Origin of the sequence: Prevotella aurantiaca (genome assembly GCF_015262605.1) — a bacterium.
Classification (GTDB): domain Bacteria; phylum Bacteroidota; class Bacteroidia; order Bacteroidales; family Bacteroidaceae; genus Prevotella; species Prevotella aurantiaca.
Genome location: NZ_JABZSJ010000015.1, coordinates 21,682 through 43,563, shown reverse-complemented (window position 1 = coordinate 43,563; position 21,882 = coordinate 21,682). Strand labels below are relative to the sequence as shown.

Here is a 21,882-nt window from a genome sequence, read left to right as displayed (position 1 = left end):
CTAAGTTGGAAAAGGGGATGTTCATGGCTAAGCATGTCCTCTAAAGAAGAGAACAAAGAGAGCTGTTTGGATGTACGTTTAAGCATAAATATCTGCAAGATTTATAATGTAAAGGTACAAAAACTTGCAGATATAAGCAAATAATTTACAGGATAATATACTATGAATCAGGAGAATATTAGGTTTTTAAGGGAGGACTATCTTAATACCTATTGTAATAAGTACTATATTAATTCTTTATTCACAAATTCAGCTATCTTTTAGTGTGTTTTGTTCTTAACAGCAATCCCCTTTAAAGGAAAAGAAATAGAAAAACAAAAAGGGCAAGCTGCTGTTTTCCTTTGCAACTTGCCTTTATTAACTTGTTATTTAAATCGTTTTTCGCTTGTCTTATTTAACTAAAACTTTTCTAACCTTTCCATTTGCCATCTTAACGATATTCAAACCGCGTTGCAATTCTGTAACTTTCTTACCCTCAATGGTGTAAATTGCCACCACAGTTGTTTCCTCGTTAGAATTGAGTGGTGCATCAATCTTTGTAGCAGTAGGGTGCAAATCTTCTGCACCTTTTACTTCAGTAGAAAGCTCTCCCGTCCAATTAGGCTTAGGACATTGGTCGTTTACAGCACAATAAACGCGTACAAAGTCTATCTGGTCTAACTTTACAGGCTTTCTGTTGGCATCTACTGCATTCTCTATGTTAAAGCCTTCGGTCTTATCGTTAGGCAGATTGTCTACATAGCCATAACGCAAAGCATTCTGTACCCACCAGCCTTTTTCGTTAGTATAGCTTCCAGAAGGAAGCAAAGTTCCTTTAAAAGTCAGCGGTTTCTTTATCCAAAGTGGGTAATATTCTTGAGTATGGTAGGTTAAACGCTCAATCGTTCCGCTACCTCCTTGGTTGTCGGTCCAAGGTATTGGTTGCATCGGATTAGGCGTATAAGTAATTTCGTAATTGTATTTTACCTTGCCAATACTATCTACATCGGCACTTCCCGATAGCTCGTACCATGTGTCATCTGGCTTTCCGTTGCCGTTTACATCCTTCATTACCATTACTATTCCTGGCTCTGAACTATTCTCAAAAGAATTACCATAGACAATAAAATCGGGTGCTCCTTGTACATTTATAATAGGATGATCGAAGTGAAAGGTAATATATCCGCCATAAGCACCCAATGTTATAAGACCACCTTGCTGCTTTCCTGCAATTTCATTTGTACACGCTTGTGCTGCCGTTTCGGGTGTATCGTTCTCTGTAAGTTCAGGTAACTTGTTTACAAACTGCCCTGGCGCAGGCACATACTCGTCTACTCCTTTTATATAAGGAGAGTTTTGAGCACTCAAAAGTGCCGATAATGACATAAATGCCATTGATAAATAAAGTCTTTTCATCATGTATATATTGTTTATTTTCTTAATAAAAAGCATCCGTGCCCTGGTATATCACCGGTTTGCGTATGCCATTTGTAATTTCCATATTTATCGAAACAGTATAGTTTTCCGCTTGAAACGTAGTTGGTTGCGTCCATAACAAAGATGTCTCCAGTAATTGGATGAATCATTAAACCATAAGCAATCTTTATCGGAAACTTCTCTGGCACCTTCAAGAAGTTGCTGTCCACTACTTTATGAGTGCGTATATCCAAAACCTTAAATAATGGTTTGCCATTCAAATTAGTATATGTTACAAGCGAATCGCCTATCATATCGAAACCGTCTACCGCTATATTCAGCTCGCTTTCTACCTTATCGTTGTCAAGAACATAGAGGTTTGAAGGTGTCTTATCATAGTCGCCACGTGACGAAACCCATAGTTTCCCATATTTATCGCTACGAAGACGGAACAGATTTATACCGACATCGATGGTTTTCGTTACGGTAAAGGTCTTTAAATCAATCACACTCACAGTACGATCATAGCCTAATGACGACATACCATTGTATCCTCCGCTGTTGGCAACATAGATTTTGCCGTCTTGTATAAGGAGTTCTTCGGGCTGAAAGCCCACCGTACACTTGTCAACTACCTTTAATGAGGCTGTGTCTACCTTATAAACAGCACCCAAAACACTCTTCTCGCTTATCTTTCCGACGTACGAACTAACGTAAGCATAGCCATCTTGGAATGTAAGATAGCGACAATTAGGTATATCTACATGTCCTCTGCTTACCGCTGTGCGGGCATTTGCAACCTCAACCTTATTGGATTGGTTGATAACAAGCCACAAACTGTTTCCATAAATCTGAACATCGTTGCCTACATCGCCCAGTTCTTTAATCTGATTTGGGTTGCGTGAGGGGAAGATATTGCGATAATACTTTCCAGAATCTAAGTCTAAGAAGTCTAATGTAGCCTTATTAGACCCCATATTTCCTTCGTTTAAGATGTAAAGACCTGCGTATTTCGTTTTCGTTTCTTCGCCTATACTGTGTTCAGAAGGGTAGATAATGATATCGTCTTCGCGGCAAGAGGCAGCTAAAAGAACTACCAATGAGCCATAAAGAATATGTTTTAATTTCATTTTAGTTAATCTCTTTTATTATAATTCTACTTGTAATCCAATCACACCGTTAATGCCTGGCATTGGATAATTGAGGATAACGTCGTATTTTTGGTCAAGAATGTTGTTTATTTCTAGCAATGCTCTGCACTTAGAACCGAACGCTTTGAAGTCGTATTGCAGACTTACGTCGCTCGTATACCATGGTTGCATATAGTTGTTCGGTATGTTTTCTTGCTGATTATAACGCTTTCCCGAATAGATAAAGCTATAATTAAGTGTCCAGTTATGGTACGCAAGGTTTACAATAGCCGACCCACTGTTGTACGGAATGTACGGAATCTGATGCTTATAAAAGCTATCAGAAGGATAAGTAACATCTCTTGCATCTTGATAGGTGTACTGTAAACGACCTGTAATCAAGAAATCTGAAGCTAGCGGTTTAAGCGTTATAGAGCCCATAACATCTACTCCTGTAATGTGAACTCGGCCCAAATTAAGCATTGTCCAGCGGAACTGCTGTCCTTTAGGGTATGCTATAATCTTATCGTGTATGGTGTTATAATATCCATCAGCTTGCAAATACAAGTTACGAACAATGCCTTGTTGGTTGTATTGTTTACTGAAAACCATGCCGAAATCGTACTGCATTGCACTCTCTGGCTTTAAGTTTGAATTTCCCAAATCGGTGTAATACAGGTCGTTAAACGTTGGCATACGGAAGCTACGCTTAGCAAACGTGCGCAGAGAGAACTTTGTTGATACACCGTTTTCATACTTATCAACCAACGGGAAGTCAATAAAGAGTGCAGGAGTGACTTTAGTTATGTTATCTTTTGCCTTCATTCCGTTCATTAAACTAGTCTTAGGATGGAGTTTATCGTGTATGAACGAAGCCAGCACTGAACCTTGAATACGTATGAAACGAGCTTCAAAAGCAGTGGCAAGACTTATCAAATTAGAAAAGCGTGTGGGGAAAACAAAGCGATAAGTATCTGCATTGAGTTTGTTCCAACGGAAGTCATAGCTTATAGAAGCACTCCAGTTGGGCAATATTTCGTAGGCATTGGCAGAAGAAAGATAGAACTCTTGCTGCCAGAAACGATTATCGGCAGGTAGCTGTGTAGTATCTTTGTTTATATAATGCGTGCGGTAAAAGGCATATTTAGCCAACCATTGTGTTGAGAAACGATCGGTAATATCCTTTTGAAAACGATTTTGCACAAAGAAATTGAGGTCGCCTTGTCGTTCTCCTCTGCGCCAAACGTTATTCACAATGGCTCCAGGAATGCCGCGTTGGCTATTGTAGAAGTAAACTTTTGTGTTCCAATAGCCGCGTTGCAAGATACCATTTACATTGAAATCGACACGGTCTGCACGTATATCACCATTCTGACGTATTGCTGTTGTGTCGTAAGCAACATCTCCACTTGGTGTTACACGGCGATAATTGAATTTGTATTTACCACTTGAAGTAAGATGTTCGGCATTCAGCGAAGTAGAGACAGCAGACGAAAGACGTTGTTCCCACAAAGCAGAAAGGCGCACCAAATCGCTCGAACCATACTTTGCTTTCAACTTTAAATTATAGGTTTTGCCATCAGTAAAACGGGGTTTGCGTGTTCGAATATACACGCTACCAGCATTTCCGAAGTCGGATGCTGGCTGAAAAATAGCACTTTTTTGTCCATTATAGAGCGATATCTCGTCGATATTGTCGAGCGAAAATTGTCCAAGATCTATCTGTCCGTTCTGCGCATTGCCAAGTTCTATGCCGTCATAGAATATGCCTAAGTGGTGCGTACCCATACTACGGATATCCACTGTCTTGATTCCACCTACTCCACCATAGTCTTTTAGCTGAATACCAGAGAAATATCGAAGAGCATCGGCCACCGACTGACTATTGAGACGTTGCAGTTCTATGCTCTTTAAGCTTTGTGCTGGAACGATTTCACGCTGTGTTAAGCGCGCTGTTATCTCTACTCCTTTGATGGTTTGAATAGAATCTTTCTGTGTTGTTTCTGCTTTTGTGCCAACTCCAAGGGCTAGAAGTAAAGTTAATGACAATAATCTCATAACTACAATTTTAATTCTTCTGTTACTTCATACTCATTATAATGCATATACCATGTGGCGCATAGTGTGGCCACCCCATTGGTTATCGTCTTTGTAAACAAAGCCTACTACGTTGTAAAGAGCTTCTGCTTCAGGGTTATTTGTATCTACCAACAGCCCTGAAGGTAGGTTCATGCGTTTACCTTTTTCTATTGTTGCACGTAGCAACAGCTTGGCTATGCCATTACCGCGATGTTTTTTTCTTACACAAAGCGAGTCGATGTAAAGTTCGCCTGCCGCTGTTTCGTCTGGCATATCGGAGAAATCGCGACCGAAAGTAGCCTTTGCTCCCTCTATAAATGCCTTGCGAAGCGTGTGTAACTGACTTCCATCGTAGCTGACACATACGCCAATAACTTCATCTTCGGGCGTTATGGCGACAAGGGTGTTAAGGTAAGAGTATTGAGAATCGGTACGTTCGACGAGCTTTTTCATCAGATTGAAGAAGTCGTCTAACGTATGTTGCGGTCCTGCAAACCATTGACAGCATTCATGATTCATAGCTTCCATTATCATTTCGGCTATGACGGCTGACTGCTCAAGGCGTGCTGAAACTACTCTTACCTTCATTTCGTATATTATTGCTTTAATGCTTTAAAGTCGGAGAGCAAGCTAAGAACTCGCTCGGTGATGCGATTGACACCTCCTTCTACATTCGATTCGATATTCAAAGGCAACACTGGGTCGTGTAAAGACTGGCGAAGCAAGAACCAACCTTGCTCTTCTCCTCCTTTACAAGCGATGCGCACACCTTCGTGGTTAGGCGATACCAGCTGCCAATCTTGCTCTTTTTCTGCTGCCATCTTAATGTGTTCCAACACCTGTTCGCCGTAAGTTTTAAAGTCATTGATACCAATTTTAAAGCGTATTTCCTTGCTTTCAACAGGTTGTTGCAGGTCGGCGATAAGGTTTTGAAGCTCTTTTCCTTCCTTGCGCAAGCATGCTGCCTCAACAATTAGCTTTGCTACAAGATACGCTCCATCGTCTAAGAAGTAGTTTTCGCGTAGTGCGGCGTGTCCAGAAGTCTCTATTGCGAGCCACGATTCTTCACCGTTCGCATTCAAACGGAGCGATTCATTAATGACATTCTTGTATCCACGGCGGAAGCGATGATGCTTTCCGTTGCGGTCGGCAATAAACTTTGCCAAGCCGTCTGACGTTACTGAGTCGGTAACGATAGTGCTTCCAGGGTGTTCGCGCAATATTACGGCTGATATCAATGCGATAAGTGCATTGCGGTTGATAGACTTTCCTGTTCTATCTACAATTGCAGAGCGGTCTACATCGGTATCGAAGATAATACCTAAATCGGCTTTATGTTCTACAACGGCTTTGCAAATAGAAGCCATTGCCTCTTTGTTTTCTGGGTTAGGGATATGGTTTGGGAAATGACCATCGGGTTCAAGGAACTGACTTCCTGTTGTATCGGCTCCCAAAGACTTCAACACTTTGTTAGCAAAAAAGCCACCAGCGCCATTGCCTGCATCTACTATGATGTGCATACCTTGCAATGGTTGGTCGCCATTATTCACACCACGGCGTATATAATTGGCAAGTATGTCGCAGTAAGTAGCCATAAAATCAACGGCTTTTACCTCGCCATTGCCTTTCTTTTCGGCACCCATGAACTGTGGTGCAAGCTCTAAGATGCGTGCAATGTCTGCTTTTTCCAATCCACCTTTGGCTGTAAAGAACTTCAATCCGTTTCTATTCCAAGGCAAATGGCTTGCTGTTACCATAACGGCACCATCTGCACGAAGCTGCTCATCAACTGTTGCCATGAACATTGCTGGCGTTGATGCCATGCCAAAACTAAGCACTGTTGCACCAACAGCGGCGGCTCCATCGGCAAAGGCCTTACAAAGTGCAGGGCTGGAAATACGTGAATCGCTACCGACAGCTATTGTTTGAGCCGTCTTTCCATTCTTTTCGCCCAACCAAGCAACGAATGCTTGTGCCAAAGCAGTTGTTACTTCGTTGGTAAGATTTACGCTTTCGCCTTCTATTCCTTCGAGTGCTACGCCTCTAATATCCGAGCCATTCTGCAGTTTCTTCCAGTCCATTTGTCTTATCTTAAATAGTTCTTATTTATAAATAAAGGTGTTGAGAAGTGCACGATGTTCTATTTTCTTTGTGCATTTCGAGGGCAAAGGTACTGAATTTTTCCTGATTATTTAATTCTTAGCAACTTATCTTTTAAGTCTATTTGAATAAGTTTGCTAAATTAGTAAACTTGCCTTATTTGATATTACGAAAGAAATGGTATCTTTGCAGCAGGTTTCTTAAAAATAGAATAATAAATAATGGTAATATATAGAAGCAATGGAAGAACTAAGATTAGCTATAAAACAGTATCTTGAAAGCAGGGAAAAGCTACAAGATTGCTTGTCAAATGTTGAGATAAATAAGGCTGCTAATAGTGCAGATTCTGCTGCTTTACTTTCTATTATCAACGATTCTTTTTTTGAAGCGAAGGCTTTTGAACTGCTGTTACATGCAAATGCTGATGAGGCTAAAAGGTATATCAACTTGTTTTACCTACAAGGAGACCCTCAACTAAAAGCAAAATTCAAGGGTAATTTAGACGTTATGTTAGACGATTATAGGTGTATCTTGGGGGATATGGAGTTTAAAAAGCTAATAGATTCATTGCCAAAAGAGCACAAAGAGTTTTATGTAATCAAGGAGGCAATTGACTTTTCAGGGTCAGAATAAGCGGATATGCGTTTCTAAATTGTCAAAAATATGATACAGAACAACTTACATCATAGTTTCAAATCAAACCATAGACGATGCCAACACCCTTGTAAAAATAGTTTGTCTTTGCCATTTACAACTTTCACCATCATAGGTTTACACTAAAAGATGATTGCTAACGAATAAAAGAAAATTAAATATAGCTCACTATGAATAAGATTGCGAACATCTCTTCAGATGTGTCTTGCAGTGGAATAGGCAGGATTGGAGGAAATATTCCTATTTGTTTCTTAAAAGATACAGAGGACTTAAAGCATTACAAATACTTTCTAACGATTGAAAATCCAAATGCTAAAAACGAATACTTATCTATCTTTGTGCCTGAAAGTTACGACACAATGATTGATAATAATATCTATCCTAACTGCTCGATGAAGGTTTTTGAACATTCATTTTCAGAGGAAAGTAACAATGATTCCTATACTTTGGAAGGACTTCGTAAATCTTCTATTGTTGGATTTGAGCAGGTTGAAGACGATGAGTTCGGCTTTATTACTTGTGCTAAGAGCCCACAGCTGATACAAGATGAGGACTATTACTTTGAGAAACTAAAGGAAGAAGGGTTCGATTTCTTACTTCAGATAGACGAAGACTACTATCCTGATGGAGTGATTACGGGGAATTACATTCTCGGATATGGTGCAATGTACTTATACAAGCATCGCATAACAAACGATATAATAGTGGGATTTTGGCAGTACACGTAACCTTATTGCAGCACTTCTTACTTGTATAAGCGCATTATACAGATTATTCTATATCTTTGATTCGAATATATTCAGAATTGGTTAATGGGGTTGTGGCTTGTTACTCAACTTGTTCCGCAACGTAAAAAATAGGAATTGACAAGGTAATAGTACTTAAATTACGAGGCAAAATAAGCGAAAAATAAGTTGGAAAGCTATAGGAAAAGAATATTTTCTACGTAGGAATATATCTCATACTACGCAGGAAATATTGGTGTAATAAGTAGGATTTTAAAACGAAAAAAAATATTCTTATACCTCAGTATAAACGTTTGTATGCCCTATACGGGTTTTACGGAGGATTGGATTGTCGCCTTCGGTCATCATATCGAGGCACTTTTTCGATGTCTTATAACTAAGACCTGTTTCTCGGCGGTACTCTTCAATCGTAACAAACCGATTTCCACCCTTATCAGCAGAAAGGCAATTTTCCAACGATTCGTTACGTTGGCTGTAGTATTCCACTGACATTGCATGCTTGCGACGGTCTATCTCTATGCTTTGAAACTGGCTTTCTACAGCCTCTCGAAATGCCTTTGTAGGACGGAAATCTATTCCGCTAAGACTAATATCGGAGGATATAACTTTCTCGTCATCGGTCATAGTACGCGCCAGTTGAGGCTTAATGTAAAAGCTACCAAGTGGAGTATGAACTCGCTTATGCTCGCCTATCAACTGGGGAATAATGTGTATCAGTGCATCAAAACAACGTGAGACATAGCCTTTAGGCAGACTTTCGTATTCATGGCATAGGGCATCAAGCTCGTCAATGGTTATTTCATCATGGGTGTTAGAAGATACGTAAAGCATTCTGTTCCCATTTTTGCCATTGAAATTTGATGGATATATGGTTACGTGGAGAGGGCTCTTTTTCTGTCTTACCATAGTATTTTCGTTTTCTTTGGCAAATATACGAAATATTATACAAAACGCAAAGAAACTTCTTATTGCCTTTTTCGATTGTCGTACTTTATTGATACGATTAGCAAAAGAGGATAAAATATGAAATAGAAAGAAGTGATAAGGTAGTAAAGAACAAGAATTTATACAAATAAAAGAGTTGAAAGCTGTTGCTTTCTGAAGTACGTTTACTATCGAAATAAGTGCATTTATAACAAATAAATAGGCGCATGCAAACGACTTAAATCAAGCAAACGAAAGTTTTTTTAGTCGTGTTTCAAGTTGGTCGGCAAGCGATTGGCGAATGGAAAGAACGATTTCGCAAGTATTATCAAAGTTTTGTTCAACGATATTGGCATTCATTTCCTTCACAATCTTCATAACATCGTTCATCATTGGATAAGAAAAGGTGTATCGAACAATTTGTTCTACAAACTTTTCTTCTATCTGTGAATGTGCAATACCGTCTGAAGCTGCTTCACGATAGGCAACAATGAGACCACTGGTACCGAGTTTCACACCTCCAAAATAACGGATAACACAAATCAAAGCATTTGTAATTTCGTTGCTAACAAGCTGGCCGAGAATGGGTTTCCCTGCCGTTGATGATGGTTCACCATCATCATTAGCACGAAATTCTGCTCCATCTGCACCTAAACGATAAGCGTAGCAACAATGACGGGCATCATAATACTTCTTCTTATAGTGCTTTATTATCTCTAAAGCTTCCTCCGCAGAGTCTATATGATGCACAAAGGCGAGGAATTTACTCCTCTTTTCGGAATAAAACCCCTCGCCTATTGTGTTCTTATGTACAGTCTTGTACTTATCTGTCATTAAATAAATTTGATAGAATATTGATATTAAGGCAAACTCCTAAAAGCAAAAATCCACATTAAGTAGAACTTTATTGTAATGCTTCTACCCTAATGTGGATTTGTTAGAATTTGGCTTATAATGTCATAAACTTATGAAAGCTTGTGAATGATAAGACCTGAACGGAGCTTTGGTTCGAACCAAGTAGCCTTAGGAGGCATAATCTTTCCGCTATCAGCAATATCCATAATCTGCTGCATAGAAACAGGATAGAGTGCCAAAGCCATCTTCATTTCACCGCTATCTACACGCTTCTTGAGTTCTTCGAGACCACGAAGACCGCCTACAAAGTCGATACGATCGCTTGAACGCAAGTCTTTGATATCGAGAAGTTCGTCGAGAATTAAACGGCTTGAGATATCAACGTCGAGTACACCGATAGGGTCGTTGTTGTCGTATGTACCTTCCTTGGCTGTGAGAGAGTACCATTCACCTTCCAAATAGAGTGAGAACTCGTGCAAAGCAGCTGGCTTATAAATAGCAGCCCCCTTCTTCTCAACAATGAAGTTCTTGTTCAATGCTTCGAGGAACTGAGCAGGTGTCATACCATTCAAGTCCTTAACAACACGGTTGTAATCGAGGATGGTAAGCTCAGATGCTTGGAAGCAAACTGCCATAAAGTAGTTGTACTCTTCCTTTCCTGTGTGGTTTGGATTAGCCTTTGCCTTTTCGCCACCTACAAGACCTGCAGCAGCTGAACGGTGGTGACCGTCTGCAATGTAAAGACTTGGCATCTTTGCAAACTCTTCAGTGATGGTCTTGATGTCCTTATCGTCAGAAACTACCCAAAGCTTATGACCGAAACCATCGATAGGAGCGATGAAGTCGTATTCTGGAGTAGTAGCTGCGTAGCGAGTAGTTATTTCCTTCAACACTGGATTATCAGGATAAGCGAAGAATACAGGCTCGATGTTGGCATCGTTTATACGAACGTGCTTCATACGGTCTTCTTCCTTGTCGCGGCGTGTAAGCTCGTGCTTCTTGATAACACCGTCTACGTAGTCCTGGCAAGCAGCACCGACAACGATACCATACTGTGTCTTGCCGTTCATAGTCTGAGCATAGATATAGTATTGTTCCTTGTCGTCTTGTACCAACCAACCCTTGTCTTGGAACATCTTGAAGTTCTCAGCAGCCTTTTCGTAAACACGTGGGTCGTATTCGCTTGTGCCTTCTGGGAAGTCGATTTCAGGCTTAATGATATGATAAAGGCTCTTTTCGTTGCCCTTAGCTTCTTCGCGTGCTTCCTCTGAATTCAATACGTCGTATGGACGGCTTTCTACTTGTTCAACGAACTCCTTTGGAGGACGAACACCTTTAAATGGTTTTACTATTGCCATAATATATTGTAGATATAAAATAAAAGCAGACTATCAGGGCTTTTGCTGTTATATAAGCATAGTTCCTAATAATCTGCAATATGGGTTTAAATATTATTTATTTACTTGGAATTTAGTATCGCCAGTAGCGAAGAAAGCATTGATTTGCTTTGCTGCTGCAATACCAGCGTTGATGTTAGCTTCAGCTGTTTGAGCTCCCATCTTCTTAGGTGTGCTGAAGTAACGACCTTCAAACTTAGCGAACTCTGCGTCTGCGTCTGGCTTGATGTCGGTAATGAACTTCAAGTCTTCGCGTTCGCCCATCAACTTGATGAGTTCTGGTTCGTTGATAACTTCCTTACGAGCAGTGTTGATAAGGGTACCGCCCTTAGCCATCTTGTTTACGAGAGCGTAGTTGATGCTCTGCTTTGTTTCAGGAGTTGCAGGAATGTGGAGAGAAACGATGTCGCAAGTTTCGAACAAAGCCTCTTGGTTATCAACAGCCTTAACACCAGCAGCTTCGATAACGTCCTTTGGACAGAATGCATCGTAAGCATAAACTTCCATGCCAAAGCCCTTAGCAATGCGAGCAACGTTGCGACCAACATTACCAAATGCAAGGATACCGAGCTTCTTGCCCATCAATTCAGAACCACTCTTGCCGTTGTAGAAGTTGCGTGCGCCATAAACGAGCATACCCAAAACAAGTTCAGCAACTGCATTTGAGTTCTGACCTGGAGTATTTTCAGCAACAACGTTGTGTGCAGTAGCTGCAGCAAGGTCAATATTATCAAAGCCTGCACCTGCACGAACTACAATCTTCAAGTTCTTTGCAGCGTCAAATACTTCTGCAGTAGCCTTATCTGAACGAATGATAAGAGCGTCAACATCTTTGACTGCATCCAACAACTGAGCTGTTTCTGTATATTTTTCTAAAAGTGCGAGTTCGTGTCCTGCACCTTCTATTTCCTTTCTGATACCCTCAACAGCTGCTGCTGCGAATGGTTTTTCTGTTGCAATTAAAACCTTCATAGTAATAAATTTTTATAACGCAATTACACGGATATAACCTTTTATGGGTCTATCCGTGCATTTGCTTTAATATCTTTAATTAGTGCTTAGCTTCAAATTCCTTCATTGTTTCAGCAAGAGCCTTGCAGCCTTCAACTGTCATTGCGTTGTAGCAGCTTGCACGGAAACCACCAACATCGCGGTGTCCCTTGATACCAACCATACCTCTTTCAGTTGCAAACTTGAAGAATTCATCTTGAAGTTCAGCGTACTCATCGTTGAGAACGAAGCAAATATTCATATATGAACGGTCTTCCTCGCACTTAACTGTACCACGGAACAACTTATTGCGGTCGATTTCGCCATAAACAATATCAGCACGCTCCTTAGCAAGTTTTTCCATTGCTACTACACCACCATTAGCCTTAATCCAACGGAGATTCTCCATTGCTGTGTAGATTGGTACTACAGGAGGAGTATTGAACATAGAACCCTTCTTGATATGTGTACGATAATCCAACATTGTTGGTATTTCGCGCTGTACACGACCAAGAACTTCGTCCTTAATAATAAGGAATGTAACACCAGCCATAGAGAGGTTCTTCTGCGCACCACCATAAATACAATCGTACTTAGAAACATCTACTGGACGACTAAAAATGTCTGAAGACATATCACCAATCATACGAACTGGTACGTCCAAATCTTTGTGGTACTCTGTACCATAAATTGTGTTATTGGTTGTTACGTGCAAGTAATCCAAATCTGTAGGAACATCGAAGTTCTTTGGAAGGTATGTATAGTTCTCATCTGCTGATGAGGCAACTTCAACAACATCTCCAAACAACTTAGCTTCCTTCATTGCCTTCTTTGCCCAAACACCAGTATTCAAATAGCCAGCCTTCTTTACCAAGAAATTGAAAGGAATCATGCAAAACTCAAGTGATGCACCACCACCCAAGAAAAGCACTGAATAGCCTTCAGGAACATTTAAAACTTCCTTTACCAAAGCCACAGCTTCGTCCAAAACTGGTTGGAAATCCTTTGAACGATGGCTAATTTCAGCAATTGAAAGACCAATTTCGTTAAAATCTAAGATAGCACTTGCTGTTTTTTCGATTACTTCACGTGGAAGGATACATGGACCAGCACCAAAATTGTACTTCTTCATGATGATATTAATTTTTTAGTTGAACTTATTTATTATATTATTGTTATTTTCTAAAAGTGTGTATAGACTTAATCATACGTTTGCGAAATTAAAGAAATTATTTGATATGGACAAATATTTAAGCATATTTTCACAATATATTTTATTATGATTTTTTTCCTTTTTACCAACAAACTACAAATTACCCAACATTATAACACTGGTACTACCGAACCTCTTCCACAACGGTACTTATCCCTTTTATTTTCTCTCCTTTAGTCATTTTCAGAATTTGAGATATTCGTATACGGGGAACGGCAACGTAAGTAAAACGTGGCATAACATCTATTTTACCTATCTCGGTTTGCTTTAATCCCGCTTTCTTACACAAAAAGCCCACTATGTCACCTTTAGATATTTTATCTTTCTTACCCTTACCTATATATAATGTGGTCATACGAGCAGGCTTTATAGTAGGCAGTATTTTAGGAAGTTCCATTGTTTCTACTTTCTGTTGAACATATTCTGGAAGTTTTTCCTCTGGCCCAATCACGAAAAATGCTTTTCCTTGCTTATCCCAACGCGCAGTCCTACCCACCCTGTGTACGTATTCGTCATCATTCTCGGGTAGATGGTAATGAATAATATTGTCTACATCAGGAATATCCAAACCTCTTGCTCCCAAGTTTGTGCTTACAAATATGTTGGCCGAACCATTTGCAAAAAGATATAACATTGCTTCACGCTCTTTCTGTGCCAATCCTCCGTGGAACATGGAAACTGTATAACCTTCTTCTTTTAGATATGAAGCTGTACGGATAACAGCATCACGATAGTTTAAGAAAACAATGCTACTTTTATCTTCTAAACACTTTAATAAGTTAGAAAGTACTTCTAACTTATCTTTTTCTAGGCTACGAACGATAAATAGTTGAACACGATTGGGAACCTTCTCTTCATTGTCACGATAGTCAATTCGTATACTTCTCCCCATGTTGACAAACTTTGGAATAGACTCAGCTTCGGTGGCTGAAAGTAAAATACGACGTTCTACTAGAGGTAACTTATCAACAATTTCCTTCATTTCATCTTGAAACCCCATTTCCAAACATTTATCAAACTCATCGATTATAAGCCATTTAATACTTTCAGTTATTAAATTGCCTTTATCAAGATGATCATTTAATCTACCTGGAGTGGCAAAAAGAATTTGAGGCTTGATACTGCGCATTTCTCGATGTTCGTCCATCGTAGGTCTACCACCATAAACTGCCATAGGTCTTAAGCCCGATTTCATATCTAGAACCACATTAGCCGACTGCTTAGCTAATTCTCGCCCAGGAACCGCGACTACTGCTTGAACCTCATCAATTGCGACATCTAACAATTGTATCAAGGGTAATAGGTAAGCATAAGTCTTTCCTGACCCCGTTGGGGACAGCACTATAATATCTTTGTTAGAACGTAAAAAAGCTTCTGAAACAGCTTCTTGCATCGGGTTTAGTTCTATTCCCAACTTCTCTATTATTTTATTTATCTCCATTTCGTAATCTATCTATTTCATCAAACTCTTTTCCCATATTCAAATTCAGATAAATGGTATATAGTGGGGCTAACCATTTATCTTTTGCTTTTGGTGCCATCTTTCTATAACGCTCAAGATAAGGCATTGCTGTTTCATATAGCTTTATTATCTTCGTTCTATTAGAACGACTGTGTTGTACTTTAGCTAACTCAATGGCCTGATCGAAGTAAGCCAATCCTATATTACAAAAAGCATCAGCAAATTTATCGTTTTCTTTTATAATCTGTAGACAGATGTCTATACATTCTTTATAACGTCCTAAATTTAGCAATACTGTACTTTTTGTAAAACGAAATAATACACTTGTAGAGTCAGCTTTTAACGCATCTTCTGTTATACGAAGTGCCATTTCATTGTCGCCTTTCTTGGCATAGTACTCCACTAAACGGGGAAAGAAAAACGCAAAGTTCGGATACTCTTTGAAACCTACTTGCAAGGCTTTTACATACTTTATAGTATCTTTCTGTACCAAATAAGCATCAGCTTCATACTGTCTTACAAAGTTCAACATTGACGTATCACGTTCTGCTAATCGCAAATGACGCATGGTTTTCTCTGTATCTTTCAATTTATATCCACAATACATTGCCCAATAGGCAGCATGTGGCATCAACACATCTTTATGTTCATAGTCATAACCTGTAAAGAGAGACTGCTTATCGCTTTTTATATAGCTATCAAAATATTCATAAGCAGTTTGATAATCCTTTGTATGAATAAAGTATGTACCTCCATTAAACAAATTCGGCCGAATAGAATTAAGTAGCTGCGCATGCCTTTCCCGATACTTAGGACGTACAGGAGTAGGTGTATATAAGCGAGCATCAATAGAGTCAAAACTCGCCATTGTCTCATACATTCGTTTTGTTACAGAAAAGAAAGCAGCTGTATCGTATTTCTGCTTTAAATATAATTTCTCATTACCTTGCTCATATTGTTTTATTAAAATATCGCAAAGCACAACCCAAATTTTTATATTTGTGCGATCGACAGAGTCTTCCAATAAAGTTCGCATGGACTTCTCAGCCTTCTTTAATTCTTTGCCAGCCTTAAGTAAATCTCGTGCTGCAGCTATCTGCTTCTTTTGTGCAAATACTAACAACGGACAAAATATGAGTAAAAGTAATATCGTCTTCTTCAAATTATTCCTTATCACTTCTTCAATTTATTAATCAGTGTTTCCAATTCTTGTGCTTTTATCTTATCGCCAAGCAATGTATAAGCCATAAATAAAGGGTTTACCCAATCCACTTTATTGCGTCGCGGGTCTTTAGCCTTCACTCTTTCAAGATAGTTTCGCGCATCAGCAAAATACATCATATAATCATTTTCAGATATCAGTTCTCCTTTTTTCTGCTTTTCTAACACCTCATTCCTTATTTCAATTCCTCGCATATTCAGACATACCCCTATATTGAATGCTATAGGAATAAGGTCAGGTGAAAGTTCATCAGCCTGTTTATAAGCCTCTATAGCTTCATCCCATCTACCAGCCTGCATGGCAATTTCTCCTTTTAGAATCCACGGAACAGATGATTTCGAGTTATTTACAAGTTGGTAATCTATGAAACTCTCTATATTAAAGCGCGCTGTAGAATGTTGATAGAACTTCATTATCCATGAAAAATATTTAGGATTAGTAGGTTCTGTCTCATATAACTTTGCAAGAACAGTAAGATATTGCAACGAATCTTCAGCATTTTTCATTTGTTCACGCATACATTCAGCTTTCACCTCTACTGATGCTTGCGCCGTTTCTTCATATTCTAAAGCTATATCCGAATATTTTTCTGCCAATCTGAAATTCCTTATTTTTAAATAATCATAAGCTAAATAATATGCTGCTATACCACTTTCATCTGGTATATCTGCTACCATTGGATTCTTTCTTGAGTTCAAATAAAGTTCTAAAGCCTTCTGCCCTTCAGTTTTTGTATAGCTACTCTTTAACAAGAACTGACCAGCATCTATCAACATTGGATACAATGTTCTTATACGTAGTTTATTCTCCTCCTCAAATTCTGGCTTCACTTTTCCTTTACGATTAGGCATTCGATCGAATTCATCGCATTTTAGCGAATATATTGTTCCATCTACCACTGCTCGGTAAATAGTGAGCGAATCCCTATTCGTATTTATTTGTACTCGATGATAAGCAATTTGAGCCTGCTTATTAAACTTTATCGCTTCTGCTTTATTATCTTGCGCTTGTACTGACAAGAAACAAAAAGATAAAAATAAAATAAAAGTTATGTACTTCCTCATAAGCATAAATATTAATTATACACATCCTATTTTTAGTTCAGTACCCATTCACAATATTTTTAAATAAAAATTAAAAGAGGATATCTAAAATAGGAATTTAAAAAGATTTCCCCCTTATTAGCATGCAAAGATGCCAATAAGGGGGAAACTATAAATTATTCTGAGTAACCTGCGTCAGCAGCGAGTGCCTTTGTTTCAGGTGCTGTAGCTCCCTTAACAAAGTAGTAACTTCCGTAAAGAGGATATGCCCACAAGCTCTTATTTTGTTTGCCTGTATCAAGTGCTTTAGCTTTTTCTAAATAAGAAATAGCTTCATTGTAAACAATGTTAAACTGCTCGCGTGCTTCCTTGGTCAGATTCTTAACTGCCATTACACGCTCTTGGGCCTTATAGAAGAGGCATTGGCCGATTGAAGCATTGATAGCAATCTGTGCACTTTCGTCACTTGCCAACGGTAAAGCCTTCTTTAATGCTTCAACAGCACCATCATAGTTCTTCTTAATGCTTTCAAACTGACCTTTCAATACAAGTGCACTGTAATTGTTAGGGTCTTTAGCTAGGTGGTTATCAATAATTTGCATAGCCTTATCACCCATACCTAGTGAGTTATAAGTAGACGCCAATGTTGAAAGAAGTGCATCATTTGTTGGGTCTTGCTCATAGATAGATGCAAGCTTGTTAACGTATGCAAGAGAATCCTGACGTGTCTTCAATTGTGAACCCATGATTGCGAGCTTCAAGTTTTGTACTTCCTTTGCACGTTCTTTATTATTCATAGCATATTCAATATACTTTGACGCCTTAGCAAAATCATTATTTTGATAAGCATAAACAGTTGCAAAGTAAGCTATTTCTGACAAGTTTTGGTCTTGGTCCTTAAACTTAACGAATGCAGGATAATCTGCAGACTCAACGTACTCTGCCAAATACTTGTATGCCATTTTATCATCTTTTCCTTGATAGTAAACTCCGCCATTGATAAGATCGTTACGAAGTTTATAAACACGTTCAACCAAAGCAGAGAACTTTGGCTTAACTTTGCCCTTTTCGTTTGGCATATTATCAAACTTAATAGCCTCAACACCAGAATTGAAAGCAGCACCTAACGCCATGTAGAGTCCTTTTTCGTCTACAGGTTTATTGCCTTCCTTACCCATTTGCTTTTGAGTCTCATTCTCAAGCTGAATGCCTTGTTCATAATTTACTTTCTTCATTGCCAATTCGTAGAGACGATTATAAGCCTTAGCCTTTTCCTCGTTACCTGCGAGTTGGTCTAAAGTTGATTGTACCAGATTAGCAGCCTCAGCATAACTCTGAGCCTTCAAAATCGCTTTCAATGGTTCGCTGTCACCAGCAAATGCAGCAGATGTACCTACTAACAACATCACTGCCAAGATTAATTTTTTCATATTAGTTTATAATTTAAAGATTAATACTCTTTATCAAGTTATTGATTCTATGCTTCAATAACGTTTAAATATCTCTCTGTTTTATTCGAAATCAACCGATGGTGCAGCCGTTTCTTCATTATTATCAACAGCCTCTTCATTGCCTCCTACAAGTTCGTTTTTAAAATCTTCGTTCGTTTTATTCCATTGTGAACGACTTTCTTCTTCCACTTGTTCTTCTATTTCAGCACTCATTACTTTGCATACTGATGCTATTACATCATTCTTCTTTGCAAGATTTATGAGGCGAACACCTTGAGTTGCACGTCCCATAACACGGCATTCAGCAACTGAAAGACGGATAACAATACCACTTTGATTGATAATCATAAGGTCGTTTTCATCAGTTACATTCTTTATTGCAACCAATTTTCCGGTCTTCTCTGTTATGTTCAAGGTCTTTACACCCTTACCACCACGATTTGTAAGTCGGTAGTCTTCTACAATAGAACGTTTTCCGTAGCCTTCTTCCGATACAACCATTACAGTTTCGGTTTCAGCATCATCAACTACAATCATACCAACAACAGCATCATCTCCATCTTCATCTAGGCGCATTCCACGCACACCAGTAGAAACACGTCCCATCGTGCGTACTGCGTCTTCGTTGAAACGACAAGCACGACCATTACGATTAGCTATAATAAGTTCGTTATGACCATTCGTTAAGCGTACGTCTACCACTTCATCACCTTCATTTATATTGATTGCAATGACACCATTAGTACGTGGGCGTGAATAATGGCGCAGCGATGTCTTCTTAACCAAACCGCATTTTGTTACGAATACTACATAGTGTGAATCAAGGAATTCCTCATCGTCCAATCCTTTAATACGCAAGAATGCATTCACACTATCATCCGGATCAAGTGCTAACATATTCTGAATAGCACGTCCCTTTGATGTTTTATCTCCTTCAGGAATATCGTAACACTTCATCCAGAAACAACGTCCTTTCTTTGTAAAGAATAACATCGTCTGATGCATCGTAGCTGGATATATGAATTCTGTAAAGTCTTTATCTCTTGTACGAGCACCTTTCGAACCAACACCGCCACGTGCCTGTTCCTTAAAGTCTGCAAGCGGAGTGCGTTTAATGTATCCAAGATGGCTAATAGTAATAACTACAGGGTCGTTAGGATAGAAATCCTCAGCATTAAACTCATGTTCGTCTGGAATAATTTCTGTACGACGAGAATCGCCATACTTTTCCTTTACCTCTTGTAGTTCTTCCTTCATCACCTCTTTGCAGCGTTCTGGATTATCAAGAACTTCTTGTAAATCCTTTATAGTCTGCATCAACTCTTCATATTCAGCATGCAATTGATCCATACGTAGACCTGTCAACTGCGACAAACGCATATCTACAATTGCCTTTGACTGTAGTTCGTCTAATTCAAAACGCTTCTCTAAATTGGTTTGTGCTTCAGCTGGTGTTTTACTTGCACGGATAATATGCACAACCTCGTCGATGTTGTCACATGCAATGAGCAATCCTTCAAGAATATGAGCACGCTCTTTTGCTTTGTTCAAATCGAACTTAGTACGACGAATAGTTACGTCACTGCGATGCTCTACAAAGTACTTCACACACTCTTGTAGGCTCAATAAACGTGGACGTCCATTTACGAGTGCAATACAGTTTACAGAGAACGAGCTCTGCAAGGCTGTCATCTTAAACAATTTATTCAAAATGATGTTGGCATTTGCATCGCGTTTCACATCAACTACGATACGCATACCTTGACGTCCTGTTTCATCATTTACATTTGAAATACCTTCCAACTTACCTTCCTTTACTAAGTCGGCAATGTATTCAATCAGCTGTTGCTTGTTAACGCCATATGGTATTTCGGTTACAACAATCTTATCGTGCTGTTCATCACTTTCTATCTCTGCCTTTGCACGCATTACTACACGACCCTTACCAGTTTCGTAAGCGTCCTTAACACCTTGCAATCCGTAGATATAGGCACCTGTTGGGAAGTCGGGTGCTGGTATATACTGCATCAATTCATCAACGGTGATTTCTGGATTATCTATATATGCGCAGCAACCATCTATAACTTCATTCAAATTATGGGTTGGAATGTTTGTCGCCATACCTACAGCAATACCATTACCACCATTAACAAGCAAGTTCGGAATCTTGGTTGGCATCACAGCTGGTTCCTTTAACGTATCGTCAAAGTTATTCACCATATCAACCGTATCTTTCTCAATGTCGTCCATTACATGCTCGCCCATCTTTGCTAAGCGGCACTCTGTATAACGCATAGCGGCTGGTGAGTCACCATCAACAGAACCAAAGTTTCCTTGTCCATCCACAAGCTTGTAGCGCATGTTCCATTCTTGCCCCATACGCACCAATGCACCGTACACGGAAGAGTCTCCGTGTGGGTGGTACTTACCCAGTACCTCTCCAACAACACGTGCACATTTCTTGTAAGGTTGGTTACTAAAGTTGCCTATTCCACGCATTCCGAAAAGAATACGGCGGTGTACCGGCTTAAAACCATCGCGCACATCGGGAAGAGCACGAGCCACAATCACCGACATAGAATAGTCGATGTAAGAGCTCTTCATCTCTTCTTCAATGTTTATTTTCAAAATTCGGTCCTGGTCTATTGTTTGATTTTCGTCCATTATATATTATTTTTTTATCTTCTTTTATAGTCGCATCCCTCAAGTCTTATCTTTTCAACGAAAATCGCCGTAAATGGCATTTATTTTCGTTTTAAGAGCTTTCGGTATTAATTTCAAGCTGTAAAAGTACAAAATAAAAACGACACACAAACCATTAAAAACGAAAAAAATCAGTATTTTAAGGATTGTTATAAGTAAAACTAAAACCGATTCTATCTCTTATCATTGTCAGTAAAGCACCACATTGAAAATACACTGACTGTCTTATTACCCATTACTTGCAGGTGGCAACAAATGTTGTAAGCTTCTAAAGATATAAGTTTTAATATTCCACACATCAGTTTTTATAGTGAAAAAGATGCTTGATAAAACTAAGAAAAAGAGATTTATCGCATACAAATACCTAAAAATGTTTTAGCTCAAATCTCTGATTGAATAGTCAAGATAGTATTACAAAAATGTCAAAATAAAATTATGTAATTTCAAGAGATATTATTTCACTTTCAAAAACAGGTACTTTTGCAACGCAAAACAGGTACTATTGCACGATAAAAGAG

General features: G+C 39.0%; 17 protein-coding genes. 2 read left to right on the top strand and 15 right to left on the bottom strand.

The window, feature by feature from the left end:
• Positions 1 to 390: 390 nt before the first annotated feature.
• From HXN26_RS04360 to HXN26_RS04340, 5 genes are read right to left on the bottom strand one after another with little or no spacing between them, the layout of a single operon-like run.
• Positions 391 to 1,398, bottom strand: a complete 1,008-nt coding sequence (locus HXN26_RS04360) for a hypothetical protein (protein ID WP_234397494.1) — start codon at positions 1,396 to 1,398, stop codon at positions 391 to 393.
• Between the two features lie 11 nt (positions 1,399 to 1,409).
• Positions 1,410 to 2,525, bottom strand: a complete 1,116-nt coding sequence (locus HXN26_RS04355) for a YncE family protein (RefSeq protein ID WP_273158991.1) — start codon at positions 2,523 to 2,525, stop codon at positions 1,410 to 1,412.
• An 18-nt stretch (positions 2,526 to 2,543) separates the two neighbouring features.
• A complete protein-coding gene (locus HXN26_RS04350; protein ID WP_273158989.1) occupies positions 2,544 to 4,583 on the bottom strand; it encodes a TonB-dependent receptor in 2,040 nt (679 codons plus the stop codon).
• A gap of 36 nt (positions 4,584 to 4,619) precedes the next feature.
• Positions 4,620 to 5,192, bottom strand: coding sequence for a GNAT family N-acetyltransferase (locus HXN26_RS04345; protein ID WP_273158987.1), 573 nt, complete (start codon positions 5,190 to 5,192; stop codon positions 4,620 to 4,622).
• A gap of 8 nt (positions 5,193 to 5,200) precedes the next feature.
• Positions 5,201 to 6,685: a phosphomannomutase/phosphoglucomutase gene (locus HXN26_RS04340; RefSeq protein WP_273158985.1), complete on the bottom strand. Its 1,485-nt coding sequence runs from the start codon at positions 6,683 to 6,685 to the stop codon at positions 5,201 to 5,203.
• Positions 6,686 to 6,944: 259 nt separating this feature from the next.
• On the opposite strand from HXN26_RS04340, the gene HXN26_RS04335 reads away from it, so the two are divergent.
• Both HXN26_RS04335 and HXN26_RS04330 read left to right on the top strand, forming a co-directional pair.
• Positions 6,945 to 7,337, top strand: a complete 393-nt coding sequence (locus HXN26_RS04335; RefSeq protein ID WP_273158983.1) for a hypothetical protein — start codon at positions 6,945 to 6,947, stop codon at positions 7,335 to 7,337.
• A 191-nt stretch (positions 7,338 to 7,528) separates the two neighbouring features.
• A complete protein-coding gene (locus HXN26_RS04330) occupies positions 7,529 to 8,086 on the top strand; it encodes a hypothetical protein (RefSeq protein ID WP_025000935.1) in 558 nt (185 codons plus the stop codon).
• A 291-nt stretch (positions 8,087 to 8,377) separates the two neighbouring features.
• Here the strand turns inward: HXN26_RS04330 and HXN26_RS04325 are convergent, their stop codons facing one another.
• The 10 genes from HXN26_RS04325 to gyrA all read right to left on the bottom strand — a co-directional run bounded on the left by HXN26_RS04325 (position 8,378) and on the right by gyrA (position 21,325).
• Positions 8,378 to 9,010 carry an HU family DNA-binding protein gene (locus HXN26_RS04325; protein WP_273158981.1) on the bottom strand — a complete coding sequence of 211 codons (633 nt, stop codon included), beginning with the start codon at positions 9,008 to 9,010 and terminating at the stop codon, positions 8,378 to 8,380.
• 261 nt (positions 9,011 to 9,271) lie between these two features.
• Positions 9,272 to 9,862 (bottom strand): IMPACT family protein, encoded by a 591-nt coding sequence (locus HXN26_RS04320; protein WP_025000933.1) that lies wholly within the window; start codon positions 9,860 to 9,862, stop codon positions 9,272 to 9,274.
• 131 nt (positions 9,863 to 9,993) lie between these two features.
• Entirely contained in the window at positions 9,994 to 11,241 is a 1,248-nt protein-coding gene (locus HXN26_RS04315) for a DUF1015 domain-containing protein (RefSeq protein WP_273158978.1), read from the bottom strand.
• Positions 11,242 to 11,334: 93 nt separating this feature from the next.
• Entirely contained in the window at positions 11,335 to 12,252 is a 918-nt protein-coding gene (locus HXN26_RS04310) for an NAD(P)-dependent oxidoreductase (RefSeq protein ID WP_025000932.1), read from the bottom strand.
• A 79-nt stretch (positions 12,253 to 12,331) separates the two neighbouring features.
• On the bottom strand, positions 12,332 to 13,402 hold the full coding sequence (serC, locus tag HXN26_RS04305) for a 3-phosphoserine/phosphohydroxythreonine transaminase (protein ID WP_273158976.1): 1,071 nt from the start codon (positions 13,400 to 13,402) through the stop codon (positions 12,332 to 12,334).
• A 205-nt stretch (positions 13,403 to 13,607) separates the two neighbouring features.
• The gene (locus HXN26_RS04300) at positions 13,608 to 14,924 is read right to left on the bottom strand and encodes a DEAD/DEAH box helicase (protein ID WP_273158974.1); all 1,317 of its coding nucleotides are present in this window, start codon (positions 14,922 to 14,924) and stop codon (positions 13,608 to 13,610) included.
• Complete coding sequence (locus HXN26_RS04295) at positions 14,911 to 16,122, bottom strand: tetratricopeptide repeat protein (protein ID WP_375711684.1); 1,212 nt, start codon at positions 16,120 to 16,122, stop codon at positions 14,911 to 14,913. Before HXN26_RS04295 ends, HXN26_RS04300 begins: the two co-directional genes overlap by 14 nt.
• Positions 16,119 to 17,231, bottom strand: coding sequence for a tetratricopeptide repeat protein (locus HXN26_RS04290; protein WP_273158969.1), 1,113 nt, complete (start codon positions 17,229 to 17,231; stop codon positions 16,119 to 16,121). The genes HXN26_RS04295 and HXN26_RS04290 overlap by 4 nt, the downstream gene beginning before the upstream one ends.
• Positions 17,232 to 17,386: 155 nt before the next feature.
• Positions 17,387 to 18,640 carry a tetratricopeptide repeat protein gene (locus HXN26_RS04285; protein ID WP_273158968.1) on the bottom strand — a complete coding sequence of 418 codons (1,254 nt, stop codon included), beginning with the start codon at positions 18,638 to 18,640 and terminating at the stop codon, positions 17,387 to 17,389.
• Positions 18,641 to 18,721: 81 nt separating this feature from the next.
• Positions 18,722 to 21,325 carry a DNA gyrase subunit A gene (gyrA, locus tag HXN26_RS04280; protein WP_273158966.1) on the bottom strand — a complete coding sequence of 868 codons (2,604 nt, stop codon included), beginning with the start codon at positions 21,323 to 21,325 and terminating at the stop codon, positions 18,722 to 18,724.
• Positions 21,326 to 21,882 lie beyond the last annotated feature (557 nt).

What these genes read in the sequence shown, in the direction of transcription:
- HXN26_RS04330 (WP_025000935.1), top strand. Translation starts at nt 7,529, where the DNA reads ATGAATAAGATTGCGAACATCTCTTCAGATGTGTCTTGCAGTGGAATA.
- gyrA (WP_273158966.1), bottom strand. Translation starts at nt 21,325, where the DNA reads ATGGACGAAAATCAAACAATAGACCAGGACCGAATTTTGAAAATAAAC.
- HXN26_RS04350 (WP_273158989.1), bottom strand. Translation starts at nt 4,583, where the DNA reads ATGAGATTATTGTCATTAACTTTACTTCTAGCCCTTGGAGTTGGCACA.
- HXN26_RS04340 (WP_273158985.1), bottom strand. Translation starts at nt 6,685, where the DNA reads ATGGACTGGAAGAAACTGCAGAATGGCTCGGATATTAGAGGCGTAGCA.
- serC (WP_273158976.1), bottom strand. Translation starts at nt 13,402, where the DNA reads ATGAAGAAGTACAATTTTGGTGCTGGTCCATGTATCCTTCCACGTGAA.
- HXN26_RS04285 (WP_273158968.1), bottom strand. Translation starts at nt 18,640, where the DNA reads ATGAAAAAATTAATCTTGGCAGTGATGTTGTTAGTAGGTACATCTGCT.
- HXN26_RS04335 (WP_273158983.1), top strand. Translation starts at nt 6,945, where the DNA reads ATGGAAGAACTAAGATTAGCTATAAAACAGTATCTTGAAAGCAGGGAA.
- HXN26_RS04310 (WP_025000932.1), bottom strand. Translation starts at nt 12,252, where the DNA reads ATGAAGGTTTTAATTGCAACAGAAAAACCATTCGCAGCAGCAGCTGTT.
- HXN26_RS04300 (WP_273158974.1), bottom strand. Translation starts at nt 14,924, where the DNA reads ATGGAGATAAATAAAATAATAGAGAAGTTGGGAATAGAACTAAACCCG.
- HXN26_RS04320 (WP_025000933.1), bottom strand. Translation starts at nt 9,862, where the DNA reads ATGACAGATAAGTACAAGACTGTACATAAGAACACAATAGGCGAGGGG.
- HXN26_RS04345 (WP_273158987.1), bottom strand. Translation starts at nt 5,192, where the DNA reads ATGAAGGTAAGAGTAGTTTCAGCACGCCTTGAGCAGTCAGCCGTCATA.
- HXN26_RS04325 (WP_273158981.1), bottom strand. Translation starts at nt 9,010, where the DNA reads ATGGTAAGACAGAAAAAGAGCCCTCTCCACGTAACCATATATCCATCA.
- HXN26_RS04355 (WP_273158991.1), bottom strand. Translation starts at nt 2,525, where the DNA reads ATGAAATTAAAACATATTCTTTATGGCTCATTGGTAGTTCTTTTAGCT.
- HXN26_RS04315 (WP_273158978.1), bottom strand. Translation starts at nt 11,241, where the DNA reads ATGGCAATAGTAAAACCATTTAAAGGTGTTCGTCCTCCAAAGGAGTTC.
- HXN26_RS04360 (WP_234397494.1), bottom strand. Translation starts at nt 1,398, where the DNA reads ATGATGAAAAGACTTTATTTATCAATGGCATTTATGTCATTATCGGCA.
- HXN26_RS04290 (WP_273158969.1), bottom strand. Translation starts at nt 17,231, where the DNA reads ATGAGGAAGTACATAACTTTTATTTTATTTTTATCTTTTTGTTTCTTG.